Below are 25,999 nucleotides of genomic sequence, written 5' to 3'. Positions count from 1 at the left end.
CTTCTGTCGTCTAGATCAATTCCGCGCTTCCTTGAATCGCGGAATTTATCTAAGTCCTTGTTTTATCGCATTTTCTTCACGCGAACCGGTGTCCACTTCGCTCGAAAATGCTTCAGCGGCGCGCTCTGGCTGGAGCCATCTATTTCGCGCCCTCGGCGAGGGTATGGGCCACAATGGCGTTGGCGTGCCCATGGCCCATGCCGTGCTCCGTCTTGAGCATCGCCACGAGGTCCATATGCTTCGCAGGAAGGCGGGCGCGCACCATCGCCTTCCATTCGGCAATTGGGCGGCCGTATTTCTTCTCGATAGACGGGAAGTACGATGCGGGTCCTTTGAGCGACTGCTCTGACATCTCGGACTCCCTGCGGGGTGAAATTCAGGCCGCCGCCAGCCGCTTGATCGCCCCGGCGCGGCCGCCGACGAGGATGCGCTCGTCGACATCCTTGATGTCGCGCAGGCCGCAGAGCGCCATGGTGGTGTCGAGCTCCTTGCGGATGATGTCGAGCGCAGCGGTGACGCCCTGCTCGCCCATGGCGCCGAGCCCGTAAAGGAAGGCGCGGCCGATGAAGGTGCCCTTCGCGCCAAGCGCGACCGCCTTCAGCACGTCCTGGCCCGAGCGGATGCCGCCGTCGAACAGCACCTCGATGCGGTTGCCGACCTGCTCGACGATGCCGGGCAGGGCCTCGATCGAGGAGAGGGCGCCGTCGAGCTGGCGGCCGCCATGGTTCGAGACGATCAGGGCGTCGGCGCCGCTCTTGGCGGCCATCTCGGCGTCTTCGGCGTCGAGGATGCCTTTCAGGATCAGCTTGCCGCCCCACTGGTCCTTGATCCACTGCACATCGTCCCAGTTCAGCTGCGGGTCGAACTGGCTGGCGGTCCAGGAGGAGAGCGAGGACATGTCGGCGACGCCGGTGACATGGCCGACGATATTGCCGAACTGCCGGCGCGGCGTGTCCAGCATCTTCAGGCACCAGCGCGGCTTGAAGGCGAGGTTGATCAGGTTGGCCAGCGTCGGCTTCGGCGGGGCGGAAAGGCCGTTGCGGATGTCCTTGTGGCGCTGCCCGAGGATCTGCAGGTCGAGCGTCAGCACCAGCGCCGAGCAGCCGGCCGCCTTGGCGCGCTGGATCAGGCGCGAGATGAACTCGCGGTCCTTCATTACATAGAGCTGGAACCAGAACGGCGCGCTGGTGTGGTTCGCGACATCCTCGATCGAGCAGATGCTCATGGTCGAGAGCGTGAAGGGCACGCCAGCCTTGGCGGCTGCCTTGGCGGCCAGGATCTCGCCATCGGCGTGCTGCATGCCGGTGAGGCCGGTGGGGGCGAGCGCGACCGGCATCGTGACCGGCTGGCCGATCATCTCGCTGGCCAGCGAGCGGTTGGTCATGTCGACGGCGACGCGCTGGCGCAGCTTCACCTTGGCGAAGTCGGTCTCGTTGGCGCGGTAGGTGCCCTCGGTCCAGGCGCCGGAATCGGCGTAGTCGTAGAACATGCGCGGCACCCGGCGCTTGGCCAGAAGGCGCAGGTCTTCGATGGTCAGGGGCTGGGCCATGTCTCGTCTCGCCGTTGGCGTCCCGTCTTGTCTGATCGGTTTGCTCGCATGCTGGCGGGCAGGGCGCAACCGTCCGGCGCGCAAACGGGCCTGCGTCAGGAGACCGCCATGTAGCGGCCGGGCTTGTGATTCATGCCGAGGATGGCGTTGAGCACGAGCGTGCCGAGCAGCGAGAGCGCGACCTTGTCTGGCGGCAGCACGAAGAGCGCGGCGGCGAAGATCGCGGCGTCGATGCCGAGCTGGACCCAGCCCGCGCGCAGGCCGCGACGTTCCTGCAGGTAGAGCGCGAGGATGTTGACGCCGCCGATCGCGGTGCGGTGACGCGCCAGCGCCAGCAGGCCGAGACCCATCGCGACGCCGCCGGCGATAGCGGCATAGAGCGGCGCCACCGCCTCGATGCGGAACCAGCCCGGCGTCGCCCAGACGAAGACCGAGACGAGGCCGACGGCGGCGAAAGTCCGCAGCGTGAAAGGCAGCCCCATCCGCCGGAAGGCCAGCCAGTAGAAGGGCAGGTTGAGGACGAAGAAGAGCAGGCTGAAATCCGCTCCCGTGGCGAATTGCAGCAGGAGGGCGAGCCCGGCCGCGCCGCCGGTCAGCAGCGTCGCCTTGGCGAAGAGGACGATGCCGAAGCTGATCATCAGCGTGCCCAGCGGCAGGGCGAGGAGGTCTTCGTAGAAGCGGTGCTGGTGCGGCATGGCGGGGGCGGCGGTCTGGGACATGGCGAGGCCTTATCGGCTGGCGGCTTCCGGCGCCAGAGGGCCAGCAAGGATCGCGCCTGATCGGGAGCGCATCTGCGCGGTATCGGTCCTGGTTGCGCGGCGGGGCGGACGGGGGTGTCGCTCTCTAGGCACCATACGGAGCGAAGCTGTCCTTAAGGCTGCGGAATTTGGAGCGTTTTGCCAAGGTGATACGCGGAGCTGGCGAGATGAGGAGCATTCGCTCCGGGCCGGAAGCGTCGAAGCTCGGCACGCATGACGAGCGAGACGCTACGTCGCCGATGCCGGGGAGGCCGAAATCTATCTCGGCGGCTCTTATCGCGCCGGTGACAAGACACGGGCCACGTTGACAAAATCTTGAAAGGCGCAGACGCCGCCTGCCTGTCCTTTCATCTCGACAAGGACCGGTTTTCGGTCAATCCTTCCCTTGCCGGCATAGGAGCCATGCGTTCCGCGCCGGTATGAGACGCTTTGGCTTCGAGGGATGTGGCGATGGCGACCGGAACCGTGAAGTGGTTCAATACTGAGAAGGGCTTCGGCTTCATTCAGCCGGCGGATGGCGGCAAGGATGTGTTCGTGCACATCACCGCCGTGAAAGAGGCCGGCATGATGACGCTGACGGAGGGGCAGAAGGTTTCGTTCGAGCTGAAGACCGAACGCGGCAAGACGGCCGCGGGCGATCTGAAAGTGCTCTGAGACCATTCTGTTGCCGTGAGGCTCGCCTCCCGCGGACGGCGGGGCATTGGCGAGCGCGCGCCGAAAAAGACAACCGGATCGGCGTTCTCGCCGCATGTCCGGCGCGCTGTTCCTTGACGTGACATGATGCACCGAAAGCCCCGTCCAGGCCTGGCCTGCGGGGTTTTCGGGCGTGAGCATCCGGGGATGCGCGGAGCCTGGCGGCGTTCGCAGCTGACGGCTGCGTGCCGATGCCTGGTCGATGGCCATGGTGTCGAACAGCGACGACTTCGCGCTGCCTGGCTCCGCGCGCGGGTCTCTGGGGGGCTGCTTCGCTTGGACGCCGCCTGGATTGCCGCGCGTCTACCGACGTGCGGAAATGCGGTTTCTTGTTCCGGCATCGGATTTGTCCGCAAAGTGCAGAGGCCTGCCTGTTCGCCCTGTGCGAAGTCGGCACCTCCGCGCCTGACGAGCCCGCAACGGCCCGGGGCGCGAAGCCCGCAATCCCCTCCGGCCGACGATGCCTGGCAAGCTACCCGGTCGGATGGGACGCGCGCAGGGCGGCGGGCGGGCTCGATCGGAATGATCGGGACGTCCGGTCAGCGCCCGTAACCGGTCGGAAGCAGGCCGCCCCTAGCCGGGCGTCGCGAACACGAAAGGGGTGATGGCGAGGATCGCTGCAAACTGAGTGGCGTTATAGGCCATGGCGCGCCAGTGCAGTGCGTGCAATCGGCCGATCGCCTGTCCATCGCCGGCTGCCCGTGCAGAGAGTTGGGCATCCATGTTCCGGAGCAGCCATCTCCGCATGGCGATCGCCATGCCGCCGATGACGACAGGGCAGAGGGCGAATATCGGGCGGGCGGCAATGACAAAGGCTACCGCCCCGATGAACGAACCGATGCAAATCAGCCGGAAGTGAACGCTGAACAAGCCTCGCAGCAGCCAGGTGACGACGGGGTCTTCGAACTTGGCCAGAAGGAAGGTCGGCGAGGCGATCAGGAAATATAAGGTCGGAAGCAAAACCGCGACGATGGCAGCCACAGCATAAGCATCGTTGGACATGGCACAGTCCTCACGCCCGATGGCTGATCCGACTATATGGATTCCGGGTCTCGCGGCAATGAAACTTAGGTAGATGACTCCGGCCAGCCTTGATGGCACACGCGCGGCAGGAGGCGTGCCGGGCGGTTTGCCAGACCTCATCGCATGCAGAAGGCCTGGGTCATGACGTGTGCAATCGCGCACGCATCCGTCCCGGCTTCACCGGGCCACCGTCTTCCCAAGCGACGGAACCAGCTCCGTCCTATCTTCCGCACGACAATCCGCTTGCACGAACGGTGCGTTCGATATAAAGATATCTTTATATCTTTTTCCTTGTCGACAGGGGACGCCAGCGCGTGCGGCAGCCGACGACATTGTCTTCCGATGTGCTTCTCGCGGGCCTCAGGGCCGCCGGCGAGGAGACGCGGCTGCGCATTCTCGCGCTGCTCTCGGAGGGGGAACTTTCGGTGTCCGATCTCACCGACATCCTCGGCCAGTCGCAGCCGCGCATCTCGCGCCATCTCAAGCTCTTGGCCGAGGCCGGGCTGGTGCGGCGCTCGCGCGAGGGCGCCTGGGCCTTCTTCCGGCTCGACGAGACCGGGCCGGGCGGGGCCTTCGCCGCATCGCTCGCCGCCTGGCTCGACCTCAGCGACCCGGTGCTCGCCGCCGATCGCGAGCGGCTCGCTGCGGTTCGCGCGACTCGGGCCGAGGCGGCGCAGAGCTATTTCGCCAGTGTCGCGCGCGACTGGGACCGGTTGCGCGGCCTGCATGTGCCCGACCATGCCGTCGAGGCTGCGGTCGAGGACGCCGTCGGCGAAGGCACGCCCGGCGCCATGCTCGATCTCGGCACCGGCACGGGGCGGATGCTGGAGCGGATCGCGCCGAAATTCGGCCGTGCCGTCGGCGTCGATGCCAACCATGCCATGCTGGCGGTGGCGCGGGCCAATCTGGAGCAGGCGGGGCTTTCGCGGGTCGAACTCAGGCAGGGCGACATCTACGCGCTGCCCTTCGCGCGCGGCTCCTTCGATCTCGTCGTGATCCATCAGGTGCTGCATTTCCTCGACGATCCCGGCCGGGCAGTGCGCGAGGCCGCCGCGATGCTGGCGCCCGGCGGGCGCCTGATCGTCGTCGATTTCGCGCCGCATGAGATGGAGTTCCTGCGGACCGAGCATGCCCATCGCCGGCTCGGCTTCTCCCGCCAGCAGATCGCGGCCTGGTTCAGCGAAGCCGGCCTGTCCTGCGATCTCTCCCGCGAAGTCACCCTTGCCGATGGCGGCTCGGGCCAGCTGCCGGTCATGCTCTGGCGTGGCCGCGACCGGCGCGTCCAGGCCGATCCGCCGGTCCGCACGATCAATCTCGAGGTTGCGTGATGAATGCTTTCCGCCCCAGCCGCCACGGTTCGCGCCGTCCGCGCGTCTCCTTCGAGTTCTTCCCGCCGAAATCCGAGGAGATGGAGGTCGCGCTGTGGGACAGCGTGCGCCGGCTCGAGCCGCTCGGCCCGAGCTTCGTCTCTGTCACTTATGGTGCCGGCGGCTCCACCCGCGAGCGCACCCACGCCACCGTCAAGCGCATGGTCGAGGAGACCGGGCTGAAGCCGGCTGCGCATCTCACCTGCGTCTCGGCCTCGAAGGCCGAAATCGACGAGGTGATCCGCTCCTATTGGGATGCGGGCGTGCGCCATGTCGTGGCCCTGCGCGGCGATCCGGCCGGCGGACTCGGTACGACCTATGAGCCGCATCCTGAGGGCTATCACCAGACCTCGGACCTCGTCGCCGGCCTGAAGCGGATCGGCGATTTCGAGGTGACCGTCTCCGCCTATCCGGAGAAGCACCCGGAAGCCGCCTCGCTCGATGCCGATATCGATGCGCTCAAGAAGAAGGTCGATGCCGGCGCGACGCGGGCGATCACCCAGTTCTTCTTCGATAACGACGTCTATTTCCGCTATCTCGACAAGGTGCGCGCGGCGGGCATCGAGATTCCGATCCTGCCCGGCATCGTTCCCGTCCAGAACTTCAAGCAGACCGCGAACTTTGCGCGCAAGACCGGCGCCAGCGTGCCGCAATGGTTGGCCGACCGCTTCGAGGGGCTGGAGGACGACGTCGCGACGCGCCGTCTCGTCGCGGCTGCCGTCTGCGCCGAGCAGGTTCTGGACCTGATCGACCGCGGCGCCACCGATCTGCATTTCTACACAATGAACAAGGCCGACCTCGTCTATGCCATCTGCCATCTCGTCGGCCTGAAGCCCGAGAAGCCGGCGGCGCAGGCCGTGGCGGCGGAGTAAGCCTATGTCCGACTTCATTCCCGCTCCCGTCGACGGCGCCGAGATCGAGCGCTCGCTGCGTAAGGCCGCGCAAGAGCGCATCCTCGTGCTCGACGGCGCGATGGGCACGCAGATCCAGGACCTGAAGCTCTCGGAGGCCGATTTCCGCGGCGAACGCTTCAAGGGGTTCAATCACGACCTCAAGGGCAATAACGACATCATCGCCCTGACGCAGCCCGAGGCGCTGCGCGACATCCATCTCGCCTATTTCCGGGCGGGGGCCGATATCGTCGAGACCAACACCTTCTCGGGCACCTCGATCGCCCAGGCCGATTACGGCATGGAGGCGATCGTCTATGAGCTGAACGTGGAGTGCTCGCGGCTCGCCCGCGAGGCGGCGATGATCGCGCAGAAGGAAGACGGGCGCCGCCGTTTCGTCGCCGGGGCGATCGGCCCGACCAACCGCACGCTCTCGATCTCGCCAGACGTCAACAATCCCGGCTTCCGCGCCGTGAGCTTCGACCAGGTCCGCGATTCCTATGCCGAGCAGGTGAGGGGCCTGATCGACGGCGGCTCGGAACTGCTGCTGATCGAGACGATCTTCGACACGCTCAACGCCAAGGCCGCGATCGTCGCGATCGAGCAGGTCTATCGCGAAAAGGGCATCCGCCTGCCGGTGATGATCTCCGGCACGATCACCGATCTTTCGGGCCGCACGCTGTCGGGCCAGACCGTCGAGGCCTTCTGGAACGCGGTGCGCCATGCCGCGCCCCTGACCATCGGCCTCAACTGCGCACTCGGCGCGCGCGAGATGCGGGCGCATATCAAGGACATGTCGCGCATCGCCGGCACGCTGGTCTGCGCTTATCCGAATGCCGGCCTGCCCAACGAATTCGGCCTCTATGACGAACGGCCGGAGGCGACCGCCCAGATGCTGGCGGAGTTCGCCGATGCGGGCTTCGTCAACATGGTCGGCGGCTGCTGCGGTACCACGCCCGGCCATATCAAGGCGATCGCTGAAGCCGTCGCCGGCAAGGCGCCGCGCCAGATTCCCGAGCCCAAGCCCTATCTCAGGCTGGCAGGGCTGGAGCCGTTCACGCTCGATGAGACCATTCCCTTCGTGAACGTGGGCGAGCGCACCAACGTCACCGGCTCGGCCAAGTTCAGGAAGCTGATCACGGCCGGCGATTATGCGGCCGCGCTCGACGTCGCGCGCGACCAGGTCGCCAATGGCGCGCAGGTCATCGACATCAACATGGACGAGGGCCTGCTCGATTCGGAGAAGGCGATGACCGAGTTCTGCAACCTGATCGCCTCGGAGCCGGATATCTCGCGCGTTCCGATCATGGTCGACTCGTCGAAATTCCCGGTGATCGAGGCCGGTCTCAAGACCATCCAGGGCAAGCCGATCGTCAACTCGATCTCGATGAAGGAGGGCGAGGAAGCCTTTCTCGAGCAGGCGCGCATCTGCCGGCAATATGGCGCGGCCGTCGTCGTCATGGCCTTCGACGAGGTCGGCCAGGCCGATACCTTCCAGCGCAAGATCGAGATCTGCACGCGCGCCTACAAGCTGCTGACCGAGACGATCGGCTTCCCGCCTGAGGACATCATCTTCGACCCGAACATCTTCGCGGTGGCGACGGGCATCGAGGAGCACGACAACTACGGCAACGACTTCATCAATGCGACGCGGGCGATCCGCGAGACCCTGCCGCATGCCCATATCTCGGGCGGCGTCTCGAACCTGTCCTTCTCCTTCCGTGGCAACGAGAAGGTGCGCGAGGCGATGCATTCGGTCTTCCTGTACCATTGCATCAAGGCCGGCATGGATATGGGCATCGTCAATGCCGGCCAGCTCGGCAGCTATGACGATCTCGATCCTGAACTGCGCGAGCTCTGCGAGGATGTCGTCCTCAACCGCCGCAAGGATTCGACCGAGCGGCTGCTGGAAGCCGCACCCCGCTTCAAGGGCGACGGTTCGGTCGCGGCCTCGGGCAAGGACCTGGCCTGGCGCGAATTGCCGGTCGAGAAGCGGCTGGAGCATGCGCTGGTCGCCGGGATCACCGAGTTCATCGACGTCGATACCGAAGAAGCGCGCCTGAACGCAGCCAAGCCGCTGCACGTCATCGAAGGGCCGCTGATGGCCGGGATGAACGTGGTGGGAGACCTGTTCGGAGCGGGCAAGATGTTCCTGCCGCAGGTGGTGAAGTCCGCCCGCGTGATGAAGCAGGCCGTCGCCTATCTCATGCCCTATATGGAGGAGGAGAAGCGCCTGAATGGCGGCTCCGAGCGCTCGGCCGCCGGCAAGGTGCTGATGGCGACGGTGAAGGGCGATGTCCACGACATCGGCAAGAACATCGTCGGCGTCGTGCTCCAGTGCAATAATTACGAGGTGATCGATCTCGGCGTGATGGTGCCGACCCAGAAGATCCTGGAGACGGCGCGCCGGGAGAAGGTCGATATCATCGGCCTTTCCGGACTGATCACGCCTTCGCTCGACGAGATGGTGACGGTCGCCTCCGAGATGGAGCGCGAGGGCTTCGACATCCCCTTGCTGATCGGCGGGGCGACGACGAGTCGCGTCCATACGGCGGTGAAGATCCATCCGGCCTATGAGAAGGGCCAGGCAGTGCATGTGAACGACGCCTCGCGCGCCGTCGGCGTGGTGTCGAGCCTGCTCTCGTCGGAGCAGAAGCCGGGTTACGTCGCCGGCGTGCAGGCCGAATACGCCAAGGTCGCCGAGGCGCATCGCCGCTCCGAGGCCGACAAGCAGCGCCTGCCGCTGGCCAGGGCGCGCGCCAATCCCTTCAAGACGGACTGGGCTGCCTATCAGCCGCCGAAGCCGAGCTTCCTGGGCACGCGCACCTTCCGCACCTACGACATCGCCGATCTCGTGCCGGTGATCGACTGGACGCCGTTCTTCCAGACCTGGGAACTGAAGGGCCGCTACCCGGCGATCCTGCAGGACGAGAAGCAGGGCGAGGCTGCGCGCGCGCTCTGGGACGATGCGCAGGCGATGCTGAAGCGCATCGTCGAGGAGCGCTGGTTCAACCCGAAGGCGGTGATCGGCTTCTGGCCCGCGAACGCCGTCGGCGACGATATCCGCCTCTATACCGGCGAAAGCCGGCAGGACGAGCTTGCGACCTTCCACGGCCTGCGCCAGCAGCTCTCCAAGCGCGACGGCAAGCCGAACATGTGCCTGTCCGATTTCGTCGCGCCGGAAGGCCTCGCGCCCGACTATATCGGTGCCTTTGCCGTCACGGCCGGCGCGGAGGAGGAGCGCATCTCCGAAAGGTTCGCGCGCGACAACGACGACTATCGCTCGATCATGGTCAAGGCGCTGGCGGACCGCTTCGCCGAGGCCTTCGCCGAGCGCATGCACCAGCTCGTCCGCAAGGAGTTCTGGGGCTATGCGCCGGACGAGACCTTCTCGAACGAGGATCTGATCCGCGAGGAGTATCAGGGCATCCGCCCGGCACCGGGCTATCCGGCCCAGCCCGACCATACCGAGAAGGAAACGCTGTTCCGGCTGCTGGAGGCGGAGCGCCGCATCGGCGTGAAGCTGACCGAAAGCTTCGCGATGTGGCCGGGCTCGTCCGTGTCGGGCCTCTACTTCTCCCATCCGGAGGCCTATTATTTCGGCGTCGCCAAGGTCGAGCGCGATCAGGTCGAGGATTATGCCGCGCGTAAGGGCATGACGATCGAGGAGGTCGAGCGCTGGCTGGCGCCGATCCTCAACTACGACACTGCTGCCTATCGCCTGCAGGCCGCGGAGTAGTTGCCTTCCAACGCGGCGGCGGGCATCACGCCTGCCGCAGCGATGGAGAGCGTTCGTGACGACTGACCAGGCAAGGCTGATCCGCAAGGCGGTGGCGGCGGATGAGCCGCGCATCCGTGCCATCCGCATGGGCGTGCGCGAGAACATCCTCAGCGATCCCTCGAAGGTCACGGACGCGGATGTCGCCTGGTATCGCGAGCAGGCGATCTTCGTCGTCGCTGAGAGCGCCGGCGAGATCGCGGGCTTTGCCTGCGCCAATCATCAGACCGGCCTGATCTGGGCCCTGTTCATCGATCCGACGCAGGAGGGGCGGGGCCATGGCCGCGCTCTGATCGATGCCGCGCTTGCCGGTTTGAAGGCGGCCGGCCATGCCCAGGCCTGGCTCGAAACCGGCGCCGGCACGCGGGCGGAGCGCTTTTATCGCCGCCACGGCTGGCGCGATAGGGGCCGGGGCCTCGACGGCCAGATCGTCTTCACCAAGCTTCTCTGACGCAAGAAAGCCGCCCGATGGGGCGGCTTTCGGCTGATGTTGCGAGATGGGCCGGTTCAGGCCGGAACGGCCGCAGGGGTCAGGCCGCCGAGGCCCGCTTCCCCGGCCTTGGTGCCGGCCGGCACGGCCGCGATCTCGCGCGAGACCGAGCGGCGCTCGGCGTCGATGCGCTCGATCAGAAAGAAGGCGCGTTCGGCGCTGCCGAGCAGGGCGAGGATGGCGCCGCGCTCCACCCACGGGAGCTCCGAGCCCAGCCGCAGGCAGCGCTCGCGCAGGGCGAGGAGCTCGGCATTGCGCGCTTCGGCCATGCCGGTCGCCGGGGCCCGCTCCTGTCCGATCGGGACGATGGTGGCGAGAGCATCCGAGACCTTGTCGAGCACCGTGTCGACGAGCGTTCGGCCCTGCTCGCCGAAGGGCTGGCGCTCGATGCGACGGGCGATCTGGTAGAGCGTCTCGCCGAGGCTTGCGGTGAAATCCTCCTCCTCGATCAGGCTGGCGACGAGATCGGCCCGGGCATAGGGCATCTCGGGCGTGAACATGCCGGAGGTATAGGCGCGGATGTCGCGGTTGAGGATGTCGATCGCGGCATAATGCTCCTCGATCTTGTCCGGCGCATCCGGCTTGCCGCTGGCGATGTCGACGAACAGCCGGGCGGCCTCGAGATAGCGCCCGGTCTCGCGCTGGATCGCCTGCACGGCCTGCGCATGGTCATGCGCCTTCACCAGATAGCGCGGCTGGGAATAGTCCTCGATATCCTCGGCCGAGGTCGCGCCGACCCGCGACAGCACGCGCTCGAACACGCCGACGAAGGGGAACAGGAGGACCGTGTTGAAGATGTTGAAGAAGGTCGAGTAGACGCCGACCGCGACCGGCACGAGCGGGAAGGTTTCCTTGCCGTCCTTGATCACGGGCACGCCCGGATCGCCGCCGAACCACTGCATCGCCCAGGTCAGCACGTCCATCGAGACGAAGAAGAGCGGGATCGTCACCATCACGCCGATGATGTTGAAGGAGATATGGGCGTAGGCCGCGCGCTTGGCGTTCTTCGAGAGGTTGAGGGAGGCCATCCAGGAGGTGATGGTGGTGCCGAGATCGGCGCCGAGCGAGAAGGCGACGGCGGTCTTCCAGTCGAGGATGCCGGCGGCGCCGAGCCCCATGACGATGCCGATGGTGGCCGAGGAGGAGTGGATCATCGCGGTGATGCCGGCGGCGATCAGCACGCAGTAGATCAGGTTGAGATAGGTGTCGGCCCTGAGCGCCGAGATCACGCTCATCACCTCCGGCATGTTGCGCAGGGGGCGCAAGCCGCCGGTCATCAGGTTGAGGCCGTAGAAGATCAGCGCGAAGCCCATGCAGGCGAGCGCGATGTTCTTGACCTTGTCGGTCTTGGCGAAGATGTGCAGCAGGGCGAAGATGCCGGCGAGCAGCAGGCCGAGCGGCCCGAGCGGCAGCGCGATCAGGCCGTTGCCGAGCGTCGTCCCGATATTGGCGCCCATGATCACGCTGATCGCGGGCCTGAGGCCGATGACGCCGGCATTGACGAGGCCGACGACCATGACGGTCATGGCAGTCGAGGACTGGATCACGCCGGTGATGAAGGTGCCGGCGAGCACGCCCTTGGACGGGGTGCCGGCGATGCGCGCAAGCAGCGCCCGCATCTTGTTGACGGCGAGCGACTGGATGCCGTTGCTCATGAATTCGAGCCCGAGCATGAAGATGCCCAGGCCGCCGATAACCGGCACGATGACTTGCGAGAAGATGTCGATCTGCATCGGAGATTCCCGGCGCGGCCGGCGCTGACGCACCGGCGAGGCTTGCGGCGCGGCCGCCACCGTCCCGGCAGGGCCGGGCCGAGTACGGCCGCAGGTGAGGTCTCGATCGATCGCCTTCTTCTAGAGTTTCCCCTGCGACAGTGTTGTGACCGCCGGCGCGACGATATTCGTCGGCCGGTCGTCCGAAGCGGTGTTCCGATGGCTTTGCGTCAGCCCGCCAGCGCGACCCGGCCCACGGCCGCCACGGGCCCGTCGAAGACGCGGACGCAATCGCCCCCGGCCATGCCGGCGACCTGAAGTGCTGCCTCGGCCCCCGCGAAGATCTCGTTCTGCTCGCGATGGCCCTCCGGCGTCAGCAGGGCCGCGCCGATCGACAGCGTGAAGTCGATGACGACATTGCCGCGCGGCATCGGCCGGCACAGCAATTTGCGCGTGCCGGAGAGCATCGAGGCGAGATAGCCCTTGTCGCCGGGCATGCGCAGCAGCAGGGCGAAGGCCCCGGGGCCGGTCTGGTCGATGGCCAGTGCATCGGGGAAGAGCCGGCGCAGCCGCTCGCCGAAATGGCGGATCAGGTCGTCGCCCGCGCCCTGGCCATAGGTCTCGACGAGCGCCGCGAACCGATCGATGCCGAAGATCGCGAGGGCGAAGCGCTCGGGCTCGCGGCCGCGTTCGTGACGGAACTGCCTGAGCGCGTCGGTGAAGTTGCGGCGCGCCGCGAGGCCGGTCGATGCGTTCGCGCGTGCGAGCGCCGCGGTCTCGCTCCACAGGCCCTTCTCGGCCGTGACATCCTGCTTCGAGCCGAAGATGCGGGTCGGCCGGCCCTGCTCATGGCTGACGCCGACGATGAGGCGCATCCAGCGCTTCTCACCGCTCGCGGCCTTGATCCGGCAATCCAGCGCGAAGCCCTGGCCCGTGCCGATCGCCTTGCTGCGCAGCTGGTTCATCTCGCGGCGCGAGCGCTCCTCGTAGAGATCCAGCGTCGCGCTGCGGTAGATGGCGGAGCCGCGCTGCAGGCCGAACAGGTCGTAGACGCCGTCCGTCCAGCTCAGCGTTTCATTGGCGAGGTTGCATTCCCAGGCGCCGACGGCCGCGATTGCGACCGCGCGATCGTAGAGGGGCTGCGTCGCCGCGGTAAGCTGCTGGCTGTTCACGGTCCGCCTCCTGATTGCCTAAGGGCAAGCTAGAGCCGACCCGGTTAAGCGACCCTTGCGCAGCGCGGGAAAATCCGCCGCCTCACTCGCGCCGGAGCGCCTCGATCGGATCGAGCCTGGCCGCGCGCCTCGCCGGGTAGAAGCCGAAGAACACGCCGATCAGCCCGGAGACGCCGACCGCGATCAGGATGGTCTGGACCGAGATCACCGAGGGCCAGCCGGCGACATGGGCGATGGTCAGCGCCGCTGCGATGCCGAGACCGACGCCGACCGCGCCACCGATGGTCGCGAGCGTCGTCGCCTCGATCAGGAACTGGGTCAGCACGGCGCTCTGGCGAGCGCCGACCGCGAGCCGAAGCCCGATCTCGCGGGTGCGCTCGGTGACCGAGACCAGCATGATGTTCATGATGCCGATGCCGCCGACGAGGAGCGACACGGCGGCGACCGCCGCGAGCAGCCAGGAGAGCGTCGTCGCGGCGGCGGTCGCGGTATTGGCGATCTCGGTGAGGTTGCGGACGATGAAGTCGTCCTCCTGATCCTCCGTGAGGCGATGGCGCTGGCGCAGCAGGGCGGTGACCTCGGCGATGCCCGGCGTGATCGCTTCCTCGCTGGCGAACTTGACCATGATGCTCTGGACCGAGCGATCGCGGGCATAGTTGCGCCCGACGATGCGGCGCCTGCCGGTGTCGAGCGGTACGAAGATCACGTCGTCCTGATCCTGCCCCAGCGCCGACTGGCCCTTGGATGCCATCACGCCGATGACCTTGAAGGGCACGTTGCGGATGCGGAACTGCTGGTCGAGCGGGTTCTCCTCGCCGAAGAGGTTGCGCGCCACCGTCTGGCCGATCACCGCGACGATCTCGCCCTTGCGCAGTTCCTCGGGCTCGAACAGCCGCCCCGACCCGATCTCCCATTCGCGGGCGGCGAAGAAATCGAGATCGGTCGCGGTGATCTGCGTCGACCAGTTGGCGCCGGCATAGACGGCCTGGGCGCGGGTGATGAGGACGGGCGCCGCGGCCGTGACGTCCTCGACCTCCTTGAGGATCGCGGCGGCGTCCTCGTCGGTCAGCGTCGAGGAGGCGCCGGCGCCCAGCCTGACGCCGCCCTGCGTGACGTTGCCGGACTGGATGATGGCGAGATTGGCGCCGAGCGACTTGATCTGCCCGGTGACGCGCTCGCGGGCGCCGGCGCCGATCGCGACCATGGCGATGACGGCGGCGACGCCGATGATGATGCCGAGCATGGTCAGCGCCGAGCGCAGGGCGTTGGCACCGATGGCGGACAGCGCCGAGCGGATCGCTTCGGTCAGGCTCATGCCGCGACCTCCGGCAAGCCGATCCCGGCATCGAGCGCGGCCAGCGCGGCGCGGGCGTCGGCCGGCTCCTGCCTCACATCGCTGAGCAGGTGGCCGTCGCGGAAGCGGATCAGCCGGCGGGCATGGCGGGCGACCTCGGCATCATGGGTGACGAGGATGACGGTGACGCCCTCGCGGTTCAGATCCTGGAACAGCGCGAGGATTTCGAGCGCGGTGCGGCTGTCGAGCGCGCCGGTCGGCTCGTCGGCGAGCAGGAGGCGCGGTTCGTTGACCAGCGCGCGGGCGATGGCGACGCGCTGCTGCTGGCCGCCGGAGAGCTGCATCGGGCGGTGGTGGGCGCGCTCGGCGAGGCCGACGCGGGCGAGTGCGGCAAGCGCACGCCGCTTCCGCTCGGCGCGGGCGACGCCGGCATAGACCATCGGCAATTCGACATTGGTGCAGGCGTCGATGCGCGGCAGCAGGTTGAACTGCTGGAAGACGAAGCCGAGCTTGCGGTTGCGCAGCTCCGCGAGCCCGTCGCCGGACAAGGTCTCGACTGCGACGCCGTCGAGCACATAGTGCCCACCGCTCGGCCGGTCGAGGCAGCCGATCAGGTTCATGAAGGTCGATTTGCCCGAGCCTGATGGACCCATCACCGCGACGAGATCGCCGGCCTCGATCGCCAGCGAAACCCGGTCCAGCGCGGTGACGCGGCCGGAATCGAGATCGTAGACGCGGGAGAGGTCGCGGGTTTCGATCAGGGGCATGGCATGTATTCCGTCTTCCGAGACGAAGCCTCACCGTCATGCTCGCCCTTGTGGCGAGCGTCCACGTCTTGAACGCGACGTTTGACCAGCGAAGACGTGGATGGTCGGGACAAGCCCGACCATGACGGGAAGCGCGCGGACAGGTCTTGGTTCCTGACCATCAGAACAGCCGCGGCCCGCGAGCGCGGGGGGCGGTGGGTTCGGGCGCCGTCGTCAGGCGCGGGCCGCCGCCGGTCACGACCTGCGCGCCGTCCTTGACCTCGCCGCCGAGCAATTCCGTGAAGGCGCCGTCGGTCGGGCCGAGCATCACCGGGACGGGCTTGGGCTGGCCGGTTTCGTCGAGCACATAGATGCGTCCCGGCAAGCCCTGACGCGGTGCCCCGCGGCCCTCCTGCATGATCGCCTCGAACCTGGCGCGGCGCTCGGGGTCGAGCACGGCGCCGATCTTCGTGACGATCTCGTTGCGCGCCGTGCGGAAGGCGGCGCGCCGTTCCTCCGGTGACAAGCCCGCCATGGCCTCGCGATTGCCGCGGCGCTCCTTGAGAATTTCTCCGATCGCCTGTTTCTGCTCGGGCGTCGGCTGCAATTCGGTCTCGATCCGTTCGCGCAGGGCTGCAGCCGCTCGCGGCCCGCGTTCGCCGGCATCGGGAAGCGCGACCGGGCCGGTGCCCGCAGCGGCCGGTGCGCCAGCCGCGCCGGCCGGGCGGAAGCGCAGGGCGGCATTGGGCACGCGCAAGGCGTCCGGCCGGTCCTCGGTCACGACCTGGAGATTGGCGGTCATGCCGGGCAGGAGCGCCATGTCGCGGTTCTCGACGCGGATGATGCCGGTATAGGTGACGACGTTCTGGATGGTCTGCGCGCCGAGCCGGACCATCTCGACCCGGCCCTGGAAATTGCGGTTGGGATAGGCGTTGACGGTGAAGGAGACCGGCTGGCCGGGCTTCAGCCGGCCGACATCGGCCTCGTCGATATTGGCGTAGATGTCGATGGTGCGCAGGTCCTGCGCGATCTGGAACAGGGTCGGCGCCGAGAGCGAGGCGGCGACGGTCTGGCCGAGATCGACCTGGCGCTGGACCACGACGCCATCGACCGGCGAGCGGATCTGCGTGCGTTCGAGATCGATCAGGATGTCCCTCAGTTTGGCATCGCGGCCGGCGATCAGGGCCTGGGAAGACTGAACCTGCCCCTCGCCGAGCTGGATATCGGCATCGAGTCCCTTGAGCTCGGCACGGGCCGAGGCGAGCTGGGCCTCGTTCGAGGCGAGCGAGGCCGTCTGGACCTCGACCTGCGTGCGGGCCGTGTCGAGATTCTGCTGCGAGCCGGTGCTGCGGTTGAAGAGCTGGTCCTGCCGCTCGAAGGTGCGCTTGGCGTCGGCGAGCTGGGCGGAGGTGCGGGCGCGCTGGGCCTCGATATCGCGGATGAAGGAATCCGCCTTGATCCGCGCGGCGCGGGCGCGTTCGAGCTGGGCGGTCTTGACCACGAGATCGGCACGGGCCTGCTCGAGATCGGCCTGGGCGGCGTCGCGGCGCGTGCGGATCTGGTCGCTCTGCAGGCGGGCGACGACCTGGCCGGCCTTCACCTGCGAATTATAGTCGGCGAGAACCTCGACGATCTGGCCGGAGAGCTGCGAGCCGACGAGGACGGTGGTGACCGGGGTCAGCGTACCGGTGGCGCGCACGGCCGCCGTGATGCGCCCGCGATCGAGCGCTGCCGTGCGATAGGGCGGCTCATTGGCGTTGCCGCCGGCCGGGCGCAGAGCCCAGTAGCCGCCGGCCGCCGCGAGAACGATCAGCCCGGTTCCGATCAGCCATTTGCGCAAGGTCGTGTCCCCATCCCGCCCACGCCTGGGTACGGGCCATGGAGAGCTTGCCAGAAAGTGCGCCGTCCGGCGAGTTAACTTCCTGCAATCTTTGGCTTAGCCCCAGCTCAGGCGGTGCGCGAGCCTTGCGTGGCGGCGAGCAGGTCGCGCAGCGTCGTGATCGTCGAGGAATCGGCGACGCCGTCGACCTTGTCCGGGCGCCAGTGGCGCTGGAAGGCGGCGACGACCGCCTCCAGCTTCTCGTCGAAGACGCCGTCAACGGTGACGCCATAGCCCAGCATGGCGAACATCGCCTGCAAGGCCTCGACCGGCTGGCCGCTTTCGCCGCGGGCGAAGAAGCGCCCGCCGCGGATCGGGGCCGGTTCCGTCCACAGGCCGACGCCGGCCTCGGCGAAGCGCCGCCACGGGAACTTCTCACCGGGATCGATCTTGCGGCCCGGCGCGATGTCGGAATGGGCGAGCACCCGCTCGGGCGGGATCGACCAGCGCTCGCAGATGTCGCGGCAGAGGTTCAGCGTCGCGACAATCTGCTCCTCGGGATAATCGGGCAGGCCGCCGGGATGGCCGGGATTGGCGATCTCGATGCCGATCGAGCTTGAATTGATGTCTGTCTCTCCGGCCCAGTGCGAGGCGCCGGCATGCCAGGCGCGTCTGCCTTCCGGCACGAGCTGGAGCGTGTGGCCGTTCTCGAAGACGAAATAATGCGAGGAGACCTGCGCGACCGGGTTGCAGAGCCATTGCAGCGCTTCGCCCGCGACCGGCATGCCGGTGTAGTGAAGGATCAGCATGTCCGGCCGGCGGCCCGGCGTACCGTCCGCGTGCTTGCGCTCGCCGTGATTCGGCGAGGGGAAGATCTTGGCGGCGAAGCGGCTGTCGGGCTTGGCTGTGTCGGTCATGCGTCGGCCTTAGCGCATCGTGTGATCGTAATGGAACCGCATCGTCATCCCGGATCGGCGCCGCTTCGCGGCTTGTCCGGGACGACCCACATATTTTCCGAGAATTCCGAATTCAGGCAGGCTCGGGCGCGAGGCTGCGGTTCATGCCGCGTTCGCGCTGGATCATATCCCAGGCGGCGTTGATGGCGGCGATGCGGCGGGTCGCGATGGCGATCGCCTCTTCCGGCAGGCCGCGGGCGATCTCGCGGTCGGGATGGGTTTCGGCGACGAGGCGGCGGTAATGCCGCTTCAGCTCGGCGTTGTCCATCTCGCGGCTGGCGCCGAGCACGAGGTAGGGATCGTCCGGCCGGCGGGCATGGCGCGCCTCGATCCGGGCGAAATCATGATCGGCAATGCCGAAGATCCCGGCGACCGACTGGAGATAGGCGTGCTCGGCCTCGTGGATCGCGCCGTCGGCGGCGGCGATCAAGAAGAGGCCGTCGAGCACGTCCTCCAGCAGGGCGGGCTCGTCCTTGAAGGCGCCGGCGATCTGCGCCGCATAGGCCTCGAAGCCGGCGCTGGTCTGCTTGGCGAGATCGAACAGGGCCTCGATGCGCTGCTGCTGGTCGGGCGGGACCTCGACGATGCGGCGGAACGCGGTGATCTCGTCGCAGGTCACGACGCCGTCCGAGCGCGCCATCTTGGCGGCGAGCGCGACGAGGCCGGTGGTGAAGACCAGCTCGCGCGGCGCCGGGCCGAAGGGCGCGCCTTCGCGGTCGACCAGGACATGGCCGGCGAGCGCGCCGACGAGCGCGCCCAGCGGGCCGCCGATCACGAGCCCGAGCCCGCCGCCGCCCAGAGCGCCCCAGAAAGAGGAAGCCATCACAAAATCGATCCCGGTGAATCCGAATGCGCGATGATGGGAGAAGGGGGCCTGCCCGCGCAAGAGCGCCTGGTGCGACGGCCTGCCGCGCCAAAAAAGCACTTCCGGCTGCGAATGAGGCCGAAATGGGGCGGCTGATTCGCCTGCTTGATTCGCATCCGGAGGCGGGGAGCCGGCGAAGTTTTTTGAGTGAGCGAATACATATGAATACTGAATAGTTAAATATAGAATAAATTCCTGTTTACGCTGTTTCTGAGCGATTTCCTGCGGATCGTGTCAGATTATCAACACATTCGAGCATCAGTTGAGCGCCCCCATCGGCCAGTCATGGCTCAATGGGGTTTAATTCGACATGCGATATATCTGTGGTGGTCTCGCGGCTGCGTGCCTGATTAGCCTCTCCGGGGTTGCCTTGGCCGAGGATTTCGTCAACGCGGAAACGGACCCCAGAGCTATCGTCCTTCGCGACGCCGAGATCGCCCGTGCCAAGGCGGCCGAGAGCAAGGGCGAGGATATCCAGGCCGAGGCTCCCAAGGCGAAGTCCGGCAGCCGCGCGGCCAAGGCAGAAGCCGTCAAGATCGAAACCGACAAGACCGAGACCCGCGCCAGCCGCGCTCTGGCTGCTCCCGCCGGGGCTGAGGGCATCAAGGCGATCGTCGCCCGCCATGCCGCCGCCAACGGCGTGCCGTTCTCGCTGGCCGACGCGGTTGTCCGCGTGGAGAGCCGCTACAATCCCCGCGCCTCGCATGCCGGCAATTACGGCCTGATGCAGATCCGCCATCAGACGGCGCGCGGCATGGGCTATTCCGGCGGCGCCGGCGGGCTGCTCGATGCCGAGACCAATGCCCGCTACGGCATGAAATACCTGGCGCTGGCCTACAAGCTTGCGGGCGGCGACACCTGCCGCACCATCATGAAGTACCAGAGCGGCCATATGGCGACCCGAATGAGCGGCGCCAACCGCACCTATTGCGCCAAGGTGCGCACGATCACCGCCCGCAACTGACCTGATGCAGCCCGGTTTCGCTTGACGCCGGGCGCGCCAGCGCGCATCTCCCCTCGCCAGTCGGCCGGACGGCCGCTCTCGCTCGCGAGGGAGGAAAGTCCGGGCTCCACGGAAACACGGTGCCGGATAACGTCCGGCGGGGGCGACCCCAGGGAAAGCGCCACAGAGATCGAACCGCCCTGCGCTGGAGAGCTTCGGCTTTTCCGGCAGGGTAAGGGTGAAAAGGTGCGGTAAGAGCGCACCGCGGACCCGGCAACGGGGACGGCATGGCAAGCCCCACCGGGAGCAAAACCGAATAGGGACGATGCTGCCCGCGCAAGCGGGCAGGGGCAGGTTTCTGTGCCTTGTCGTCCGGGTTGGTTGCTCGAGGCGCGCAGCAATGTGCGTCCCAGAGGAATGGCCGTCACGTCGGGGGAGCGATCTCCCGGCCATCCAGAACCCGGCTTATAGGCCGACTGGCACCTTGCTTCCCGGCTTTTAGACAGAATTCCCATAAGCGCGTCATCCCGGGCGACCGCAGGGAGACCCGGGATCCATGCCTGAGCGCTTCCGAGGAAGCTTCAGGCATGGATCCCGGATCTTCGCTTCGCTGCGTCCGGGATGACGGCGTGTGCTTGTCGACGACGGGCCTCAGGCCACCGTCGTCTCGACCGGGATATTGCCCTTCGTCGCGTGCGAATAGGGGCAGACCACATGGGCCTTCTTCACGAGGTCCTCGACCGCGGCCTTGTCGAGGCCGGGCACCGAGACGGTCAGCTTGGCGGTGATGCCGAAACCCTGGCCGTCGTCGCGGGCGCCGATGCCGATATCGGCCGAGACCTTCGCGTCATCCGGAATCTTCACCTTCTCCTTGCCGGCGACGAACTTCAGCGCGCCGAGGAAGCAGGCCGAATAGCCCATCGCGAAAAGCTGCTCGGGATTGGTGCCTTCGCCGCCGCCGCCGCCGAGTTCCTTGGGCGTGTTCAGCACGAGCTTGACGTTGCCGGTATCGGTCGCGGCCTGGCCTTCGCGGCCGCCGGTGGCGGAGCCATGGGCGGTGTAGAGCGTCTTCATGATCGAGTCTCCTTGCTTGAGTGAAGCGATGCTTGCTATATAGATTGTGTGCAATTAGATCGTCAACAATTAATTTGAGCAAGGCTGAGAGCGGTTGATTGTGGGGCCGCTTTCGGCTTTCGGTGAAGCAAGGTGATCGGCGAGGGCGCTATGGCGAAGCAGGACAAGGCCGGGGACGGGATGCCGCGTCTGGAGCAGCAGCTCTGCTTCGCGATCTATCAGGTCGGCCATGCCTTCAACCGGGCCTATCGTCCGATCCTGGCCGCGCTTGGGCTGACCTATCCGCAATATCTCGTGATGCTCGTGCTCTGGGAGCAGGATGGGCTGACGGTGAAGGAGCTCGGCGAGCGTTTGATGCTGGATTCCGGCACGCTGACGCCGCTGCTGAAGCGGCTCGAAGCCTCCGGCCTGATCCGCCGCGAGCGCGACGCGCGCGACGAGCGGCAGGTGCGCATCCATCTCGCCGAGAAGGGCGAGGGGCTGCGCGGGCAGGGGCGCTGCGTGCAGGAGGCGATCGGACAGGCGCTCGGCGGGACGGCCGGCGAGGCGGGCCGGTTGCGCGACCAACTCGACCTCGTCCGCGATGCGCTGTTGACGTCGGCGCGCGAGGGCTGAGCCCGCGCCTTTTGCATTGGCTGCCACAGTAGTCATTCCGGGACTGTGCGTAGCGAAGAGCCCGGAATCCACGACCGGGTGAGCGACTTACAACGCGGCATCAAATGTCCCAGCTAGTCGTGGGTTCCGGGTTCGCGCCTGCGGCGCGCCCCGGAATGACAAGGGTGCGCGCCGTTCGTGCCGCTTCCGGGCCGTCATGCTTTGCGCTCACCAAAAAAGAACGGCGCGCTTTCATAAAATTTTTCACAGGGCCGAGGCGCTTTTCCGCCTGCGTATAGGGCCGGATGGCGCCGAATTGCGCGTGCTTACGGATACTTAACCTTAACGAGCTGTGATGGCGGAGAGTCCCCGCCGGTGCGTCGTTGCACCTGCGATTCCATTGACGCCCATATAGGCCCATGCTATCCCAAATCATCCCGTCGAAGCCGGCAGGCAAACCAAGGGTCAGGCTCCGTGTGCCGCGCGGAATTTGGCTTGCAGGCGTGCCTTGCCCGCTTCGACGGGAAGTCCTTTCGCCGCGGGCGCATCTGCGCCGCGACGCCTTGAAGAGCAGGCCGGGAGGCGGCGTTGACGGACCGCTTCGTCTCGAACTTCACGAACCGGCTCGACGCCAAGGGGCGTGTCTCCATCCCATCGAGCTTCCGGTCGGTCCTGGCGAAGGACGGCTACGAGGGGCTCTACGTCCATCAGGGCCTCGACCTGCCGGCGCTGGATGCCGGCGGCAATGCGCTGAGGGCCACGATCGACGACATCCTCGCGCGCTTCTCGCCGTTCTCGGACGAGTGGGAATTGCTCTCGACGGCGCTGAATGGCACCTCGGAGGTGCTGAAGATCGACACGGAGGGGCGGATGGTGCTGAGCGAGGCGCTGAAGGCGCATGCCGGCATCGGCGACGCCGTGACCTTCGTGGGGCACGGCCACAAGTTCCAGCTCTGGGAGCCGGAGCGGTTCCGCGCGCATCTCGAGGCGGCGCGGACGCGCCTGCGCGACGTGAAGCGCACGCTCGGCAGTTTGACCATTCCAACGGGAGGCTCGGGCACATGACGGACCATGGCGACCGTTCCGGCGGAGCCATTGGCGGACCGGTTCGTCATGTGCCCGTGTTGCTTGCCGCGGTGCTCGACGCGCTCGCGCCGCAGGCCGGCGGGCGCTATCTCGACGGCACATTCGGGGCAGGCGGCTATTCGCGGGCGATCCTCGATGCCGCGCCGGACGTGACCCTGCTCGGGCTCGACCGCGACCCCTCGGCGATCGCCGGCGGGGCCGATCTCGTGGCTGCGATGGCCGGGCGGCTGACGCTGTCCCAGGCCAATTTCGGCGAGCTCGCCGAGGAGGCCGAGCGCTTCAGGATGACGCCGCTCGACGGCGTCGTGCTCGATATTGGCGTCTCCTCGATGCAGATCGATCAGGCCGAGCGCGGCTTCTCGTTCCGTTTCGACGGGCCGCTCGACATGCGCATGAGCAGCAGCGGGCAGAGCGCCGCCGACCTCGTCAACGAGGCCGAGGAAGGGCTGCTCGCCAATATCTTCTACCACTACGGCGAGGAGCGCCGCTCGCGCGCCGTGGCGCGGGCCGTGATCGAGGCCCGTCGCAAGGCGCCGATCACGACCACCAAGCAACTCGCCGATCTCGTCGCCAGCATCGTGTGGGGCGAGCCCGGCGGGGCGCATCCTGCGACGCGCGTCTTCCAGGCGCTGCGCATCGCGGTCAATGACGAGCTCGGCGAATTGGTCAGGGCGCTGCACGCGGCCGAGACCGTGCTGAAGCCGGGCGGGCGGCTCGTCGTGGTGACGTTCCATTCCCTCGAAGACCGCATCGTCAAGCAGTTCTTCGCCGAGCGTTCCGGCCGGGTGCCGGCGGGCTCGCGCCATGCGCCGGCCGTGGCCGCCGCGCAGCCGACCTTCAGGCTGGTCGCGAAGGGCGCCGTCGCGCCGACCGAGGCCGAGATGCGGGCCAATCCGCGGGCGCGCTCGGCCAAGCTGCGCGCCGCCGAGCGTAACGACGCGCCGTCGCGCCGGGCCGATGCCGGGCTCGTCGCGCTCTCCACCGTCCCCGACCCGCAGCCGCGCCGGAGGCCCTGAGCGTGATCAAGCTCCTGCATGTCATCGCCATCGGCGCGCTGGTCTCCTCGGCGGTCTATGCCTATTCGATCAAATACGAGACGACGCTGGCGACCGAGCATCTCCAGAAGCTCAAGGGTAAGACCCAGCGCGAGCGCGACGCCATCGCCGTGCTCAAGGCCGAGTGGCAATTTCTCAACCGGCCTGACCGCGTCCAGATGCTGGCCGAGCGCCATCTCGACCTGCAGCCCTTCGTTGTGACGCAGGTGGTCAAGCCCTCCGACATCCCGAACCGCGGCCCGAAGGTCGATACCATCGGCCGCAAGCTCGAGGATCTGGGCTTGGGCCTGCCGACCGAGACACCGCGCAATACCAAGGCGGGCGCGACCACGCCGAGGCCGATGCCATGACCGAACCGACAGAAAACGAGGTTCCGATGGAGCAGCAGCACGAGGCCGCGGAGGGCGCGGTCAAGCGTGGGCGCCTGGCCTGGCTGCGCGACGTCTTCCGCATGAGCGGCGAGAAGAGCGAGCCGCGCGTCGGTCTCGTCATCCTCGGCTTCTCCGCCCTGTTCCTGGCGATCACCGGCCGGCTGGTCTATCTCGGCGTCGCGCCGAACGAGCAGGTCGGCCTGCGCCGCGCCACCTCCAACGCCATCTCGGCCGCCCGGCCCGATATCGTCGACCGCAACGGCGAGGTCATGGCGACCGATATCCGCACGGTCTCGGTCTTCGCCGAGCCGCGCCGCATCCTCGACAAGGACGAGGCGACCGAGCTGCTGACGGCGGTGCTGCCGGATCTCGACGCCAAGGACCTGCGCGACAAGCTCGGCACCAAGAAGGGCTTCGTCTGGGTCAAGCGCGAGATCACGCCGCGCCAGCAGGCGGAAGTGCACCGGCTCGGCATCCCCGGCGTCGGCTTCGTGCCGGAGAACAAGCGCGTCTATCCCAACGGCAATGCCGCCGCGCATGTGCTCGGCTTCGCCAATATCGACAATGTCGGCATCGCCGGCATCGAGAAATACATCGACTCGCAAGGATTGCAGGACCTGAACGGTGCCGGGCTGGCGACCGAGGCGTCCGACCTGAAGCCGGTCAAGCTGTCGATCGACCTGCGCGTCCAGCACCTGCTGCGCGACGAACTCTCCAAGGGGCTTGAACGCTTCAAGGCCATCGCCGCCGCCGGAGCGATCATGGACGTGAATACCGGCGAGGTGATCGCGCTGGTCTCGCTGCCCGATTTCGACCCCGGCAACCCGGTCGATGCGCTGGAGAAGGACCGGATCAACCGGATGAATGTCGGCGTCTACGAGATGGGCTCGACCTTCAAGGCGCTGACCATCGCGATGGCGCTCGATTCCGGCAAGGTCAACATCAATTCGAGCTTCTCGACCGCCGGCGGCATGATGCGGTTCGGCCGGCAGGTCATCAAGGAATACCATGGCACCGGCCGCACGCTGACTGTGCCGGAAGTCTTCCTGCATTCGTCGAACATGGGCTCGATCAAGATGGCGCTGGCCGTCGGCGTCGACGGCCACAAGGCCTTCCTCAGGAAGATGATGCAGCTCGACCGGATGACGACGGAGCTGCCGGAAAGCGCGGCCCCCATCGTCCCGCAGCGCTGGGGCGAGATCAACACCGCGACCATCGCCTTCGGCCATGGCCTCGCCGTCGCGCCGCTCCAGGCGCTGACGGCGGTGGCGGCGCTGGTCAATGGCGGCTATCTGATGAAGCCGACTTTCCTGAAGCGGACCGAGGAGGAGGCGCGGCAGGTCTCGACGCGTGTCATCAAGCCGGAGACCTCCGAGGCGATGCGCTACATCATGCGGCTCAACGGCGAGAAGGGCTCTGCCCGCAAGGCAAATATCGAAGGCTATTTCGTCGGCGGCAAGACCGGCACGGCCGAGAAGGTCATCAACGGCCGCTATGCCAAGAACAAGAACTTCACGACCTTCACGGCGATCGCCCCCTCCGACAAGCCGAAATACCTGTTCCTCGCGATCTATGACGAGCCGAAGGGCTATGCCGAGAGCGGCGGCTATTCGACGGCGGCCTGGAATGCCGGCGTCACCACGGGCAAGGTGATCGAGCGCGCCGCGCCGATCCTGGGGCTCAACCCGCGCTTCGACCCGCCGCCGTCGCCGTTCCCGCTGATGGCGCGGCTCGGCGCCTGGGGTTCGCGCTGATCTCGGCCTA

General features: G+C 67.1%; 23 protein-coding genes and 1 other RNA gene. 12 read left to right on the top strand and 12 right to left on the bottom strand.

Translation table 11 applies throughout. The features are described from left to right. Positions 1-139 precede the first annotated feature (139 nt). The 3 genes from ACFJGT_RS15745 to ACFJGT_RS15735 all read right to left on the bottom strand — a co-directional run bounded on the left by ACFJGT_RS15745 (position 140) and on the right by ACFJGT_RS15735 (position 2,268). A complete protein-coding gene (locus tag ACFJGT_RS15745; RefSeq protein WP_377839003.1) occupies positions 140-352 on the bottom strand; it encodes a DUF4287 domain-containing protein in 213 nt (70 codons plus the stop codon). Between the two features lie 24 nt (positions 353-376). Further along, entirely contained in the window at positions 377-1,549 is a 1,173-nt protein-coding gene (locus ACFJGT_RS15740; protein WP_377838999.1) for an L-lactate dehydrogenase, read from the bottom strand. Positions 1,550-1,644: 95 nt separating this feature from the next. Beyond that, entirely contained in the window at positions 1,645-2,268 is a 624-nt protein-coding gene (locus tag ACFJGT_RS15735) for a YitT family protein (RefSeq protein WP_377838995.1), read from the bottom strand. Positions 2,269-2,757: 489 nt separating this feature from the next. Here ACFJGT_RS15735 and ACFJGT_RS15730 point away from each other — a divergent pair, with 489 nt between their 5' ends. Beyond that, positions 2,758-2,961 carry a cold-shock protein gene (locus tag ACFJGT_RS15730; protein ID WP_199091797.1) on the top strand — a complete coding sequence of 68 codons (204 nt, stop codon included), beginning with the start codon at positions 2,758-2,760 and terminating at the stop codon, positions 2,959-2,961. Between the two features lie 612 nt (positions 2,962-3,573). On the opposite strand, the gene ACFJGT_RS15725 is transcribed toward ACFJGT_RS15730, so the two are convergent. After that, on the bottom strand, positions 3,574-4,002 hold the full coding sequence (locus ACFJGT_RS15725) for a hypothetical protein (RefSeq protein ID WP_377838989.1): 429 nt from the start codon (positions 4,000-4,002) through the stop codon (positions 3,574-3,576). A gap of 335 nt (positions 4,003-4,337) precedes the next feature. Here ACFJGT_RS15725 and ACFJGT_RS15720 point away from each other — a divergent pair, with 335 nt between their 5' ends. From ACFJGT_RS15720 to ACFJGT_RS15705, 4 genes are read left to right on the top strand one after another with little or no spacing between them, the layout of a single operon-like run. Beyond that, positions 4,338-5,351, top strand: a complete 1,014-nt coding sequence (locus ACFJGT_RS15720) for an ArsR/SmtB family transcription factor (protein WP_377838987.1) — start codon at positions 4,338-4,340, stop codon at positions 5,349-5,351. After that, the gene (gene metF, locus ACFJGT_RS15715) at positions 5,351-6,262 is read left to right on the top strand and encodes a methylenetetrahydrofolate reductase [NAD(P)H] (RefSeq protein WP_377838985.1); all 912 of its coding nucleotides are present in this window, start codon (positions 5,351-5,353) and stop codon (positions 6,260-6,262) included. The genes ACFJGT_RS15720 and metF overlap by 1 nt, the downstream gene beginning before the upstream one ends. Positions 6,263-6,266: 4 nt before the next feature. Further along, on the top strand, positions 6,267-10,019 hold the full coding sequence (gene metH / locus ACFJGT_RS15710) for a methionine synthase (RefSeq protein ID WP_377838981.1): 3,753 nt from the start codon (positions 6,267-6,269) through the stop codon (positions 10,017-10,019). A gap of 55 nt (positions 10,020-10,074) precedes the next feature. Continuing rightward, positions 10,075-10,509: a GNAT family N-acetyltransferase gene (locus ACFJGT_RS15705; protein WP_377838977.1), complete on the top strand. Its 435-nt coding sequence runs from the start codon at positions 10,075-10,077 to the stop codon at positions 10,507-10,509. A gap of 56 nt (positions 10,510-10,565) precedes the next feature. On the opposite strand, the gene ACFJGT_RS15700 is transcribed toward ACFJGT_RS15705, so the two are convergent. From ACFJGT_RS15700 to ACFJGT_RS15670, 7 genes are all read right to left on the bottom strand, one after another. Further along, on the bottom strand, positions 10,566-12,281 hold the full coding sequence (locus tag ACFJGT_RS15700) for a Na/Pi cotransporter family protein (RefSeq protein ID WP_377838973.1): 1,716 nt from the start codon (positions 12,279-12,281) through the stop codon (positions 10,566-10,568). A 209-nt stretch (positions 12,282-12,490) separates the two neighbouring features. Then, positions 12,491-13,432, bottom strand: a complete 942-nt coding sequence (locus ACFJGT_RS15695) for a diguanylate cyclase domain-containing protein (protein ID WP_377838969.1) — start codon at positions 13,430-13,432, stop codon at positions 12,491-12,493. 82 nt (positions 13,433-13,514) lie between these two features. Beyond that, a complete protein-coding gene (locus ACFJGT_RS15690; RefSeq protein ID WP_377838960.1) occupies positions 13,515-14,747 on the bottom strand; it encodes an ABC transporter permease in 1,233 nt (410 codons plus the stop codon). Then, complete coding sequence (locus ACFJGT_RS15685) at positions 14,744-15,493, bottom strand: ABC transporter ATP-binding protein (RefSeq protein ID WP_377838955.1); 750 nt, start codon at positions 15,491-15,493, stop codon at positions 14,744-14,746. Before ACFJGT_RS15685 ends, ACFJGT_RS15690 begins: the two co-directional genes overlap by 4 nt. 160 nt (positions 15,494-15,653) lie before the next feature. Further along, the gene (locus ACFJGT_RS15680; RefSeq protein ID WP_377838951.1) at positions 15,654-17,312 is read right to left on the bottom strand and encodes an efflux RND transporter periplasmic adaptor subunit; all 1,659 of its coding nucleotides are present in this window, start codon (positions 17,310-17,312) and stop codon (positions 15,654-15,656) included. A gap of 107 nt (positions 17,313-17,419) precedes the next feature. Then, a complete protein-coding gene (locus ACFJGT_RS15675; protein WP_377838947.1) occupies positions 17,420-18,208 on the bottom strand; it encodes an N-acetylmuramoyl-L-alanine amidase in 789 nt (262 codons plus the stop codon). A 112-nt stretch (positions 18,209-18,320) separates the two neighbouring features. Then, the gene (locus ACFJGT_RS15670; RefSeq protein ID WP_377838942.1) at positions 18,321-19,070 is read right to left on the bottom strand and encodes a TerB family tellurite resistance protein; all 750 of its coding nucleotides are present in this window, start codon (positions 19,068-19,070) and stop codon (positions 18,321-18,323) included. A 412-nt stretch (positions 19,071-19,482) separates the two neighbouring features. Between ACFJGT_RS15670 and ACFJGT_RS15665 the strand changes: the two genes are divergently transcribed. Then, on the top strand, positions 19,483-20,076 hold the full coding sequence (locus ACFJGT_RS15665) for a lytic transglycosylase domain-containing protein (protein WP_377838938.1): 594 nt from the start codon (positions 19,483-19,485) through the stop codon (positions 20,074-20,076). 56 nt (positions 20,077-20,132) lie between these two features. After that, an RNA gene (rnpB, locus tag ACFJGT_RS15660) (RNase P RNA component class A) lies at positions 20,133-20,539 on the top strand. A gap of 167 nt (positions 20,540-20,706) precedes the next feature. Here rnpB and ACFJGT_RS15655 read toward each other — a convergent pair. After that, positions 20,707-21,129, bottom strand: coding sequence for an organic hydroperoxide resistance protein (locus ACFJGT_RS15655; RefSeq protein WP_336811371.1), 423 nt, complete (start codon positions 21,127-21,129; stop codon positions 20,707-20,709). Positions 21,130-21,279: 150 nt separating this feature from the next. Here ACFJGT_RS15655 and ACFJGT_RS15650 point away from each other — a divergent pair, with 150 nt between their 5' ends. The 5 genes from ACFJGT_RS15650 to ACFJGT_RS15630 all read left to right on the top strand — a co-directional run bounded on the left by ACFJGT_RS15650 (position 21,280) and on the right by ACFJGT_RS15630 (position 25,989). Continuing rightward, positions 21,280-21,744, top strand: a complete 465-nt coding sequence (locus ACFJGT_RS15650; RefSeq protein WP_377838932.1) for a MarR family winged helix-turn-helix transcriptional regulator — start codon at positions 21,280-21,282, stop codon at positions 21,742-21,744. A 567-nt stretch (positions 21,745-22,311) separates the two neighbouring features. After that, positions 22,312-22,788 carry a division/cell wall cluster transcriptional repressor MraZ gene (locus ACFJGT_RS15645; RefSeq protein ID WP_377838928.1) on the top strand — a complete coding sequence of 159 codons (477 nt, stop codon included), beginning with the start codon at positions 22,312-22,314 and terminating at the stop codon, positions 22,786-22,788. After that, positions 22,785-23,825, top strand: coding sequence for a 16S rRNA (cytosine(1402)-N(4))-methyltransferase RsmH (gene rsmH / locus ACFJGT_RS15640; protein ID WP_377838925.1), 1,041 nt, complete (start codon positions 22,785-22,787; stop codon positions 23,823-23,825). Before ACFJGT_RS15645 ends, rsmH begins: the two co-directional genes overlap by 4 nt. Positions 23,826-23,827: 2 nt before the next feature. Beyond that, the gene (locus ACFJGT_RS15635; RefSeq protein WP_377838920.1) at positions 23,828-24,214 is read left to right on the top strand and encodes a hypothetical protein; all 387 of its coding nucleotides are present in this window, start codon (positions 23,828-23,830) and stop codon (positions 24,212-24,214) included. Beyond that, positions 24,211-25,989 carry a peptidoglycan D,D-transpeptidase FtsI family protein gene (locus tag ACFJGT_RS15630; protein WP_377838917.1) on the top strand — a complete coding sequence of 593 codons (1,779 nt, stop codon included), beginning with the start codon at positions 24,211-24,213 and terminating at the stop codon, positions 25,987-25,989. Before ACFJGT_RS15635 ends, ACFJGT_RS15630 begins: the two co-directional genes overlap by 4 nt. Positions 25,990-25,999: the final 10 nt, after the last annotated feature.

Origin of the sequence: Allobosea sp. UC22_33, from assembly GCF_042700715.1 — a bacterium.
GTDB lineage: Bacteria > Pseudomonadota > Alphaproteobacteria > Rhizobiales > Beijerinckiaceae > Allobosea.
Note: the sequence above shows the minus strand (reverse complement) of the source record. Positions and strands in the feature narration are given on the sequence as shown.

Excerpts from the sequence above, each read along its gene's own strand:
- ACFJGT_RS15655 (WP_336811371.1), bottom strand. The coding sequence starts at position 21,129 with ATGAAGACGCTCTACACCGCCCATGGCTCCGCCACCGGCGGCCGCGAA.
- ACFJGT_RS15670 (WP_377838942.1), bottom strand. The coding sequence starts at position 19,070 with ATGGCTTCCTCTTTCTGGGGCGCTCTGGGCGGCGGCGGGCTCGGGCTC.
- ACFJGT_RS15735 (WP_377838995.1), bottom strand. The coding sequence starts at position 2,268 with ATGTCCCAGACCGCCGCCCCCGCCATGCCGCACCAGCACCGCTTCTAC.
- ACFJGT_RS15690 (WP_377838960.1), bottom strand. The coding sequence starts at position 14,747 with ATGAGCCTGACCGAAGCGATCCGCTCGGCGCTGTCCGCCATCGGTGCC.
- metF (WP_377838985.1), top strand. The coding sequence starts at position 5,351 with ATGAATGCTTTCCGCCCCAGCCGCCACGGTTCGCGCCGTCCGCGCGTC.
- ACFJGT_RS15650 (WP_377838932.1), top strand. The coding sequence starts at position 21,280 with ATGGCGAAGCAGGACAAGGCCGGGGACGGGATGCCGCGTCTGGAGCAG.
- metH (WP_377838981.1), top strand. The coding sequence starts at position 6,267 with ATGTCCGACTTCATTCCCGCTCCCGTCGACGGCGCCGAGATCGAGCGC.
- ACFJGT_RS15740 (WP_377838999.1), bottom strand. The coding sequence starts at position 1,549 with ATGGCCCAGCCCCTGACCATCGAAGACCTGCGCCTTCTGGCCAAGCGC.
- ACFJGT_RS15725 (WP_377838989.1), bottom strand. The coding sequence starts at position 4,002 with ATGTCCAACGATGCTTATGCTGTGGCTGCCATCGTCGCGGTTTTGCTT.
- ACFJGT_RS15745 (WP_377839003.1), bottom strand. The coding sequence starts at position 352 with ATGTCAGAGCAGTCGCTCAAAGGACCCGCATCGTACTTCCCGTCTATC.
- ACFJGT_RS15630 (WP_377838917.1), top strand. The coding sequence starts at position 24,211 with ATGACCGAACCGACAGAAAACGAGGTTCCGATGGAGCAGCAGCACGAG.
- ACFJGT_RS15675 (WP_377838947.1), bottom strand. The coding sequence starts at position 18,208 with ATGACCGACACAGCCAAGCCCGACAGCCGCTTCGCCGCCAAGATCTTC.
- ACFJGT_RS15700 (WP_377838973.1), bottom strand. The coding sequence starts at position 12,281 with ATGCAGATCGACATCTTCTCGCAAGTCATCGTGCCGGTTATCGGCGGC.
- ACFJGT_RS15685 (WP_377838955.1), bottom strand. The coding sequence starts at position 15,493 with ATGCCCCTGATCGAAACCCGCGACCTCTCCCGCGTCTACGATCTCGAT.
- rsmH (WP_377838925.1), top strand. The coding sequence starts at position 22,785 with ATGACGGACCATGGCGACCGTTCCGGCGGAGCCATTGGCGGACCGGTT.
- ACFJGT_RS15730 (WP_199091797.1), top strand. The coding sequence starts at position 2,758 with ATGGCGACCGGAACCGTGAAGTGGTTCAATACTGAGAAGGGCTTCGGC.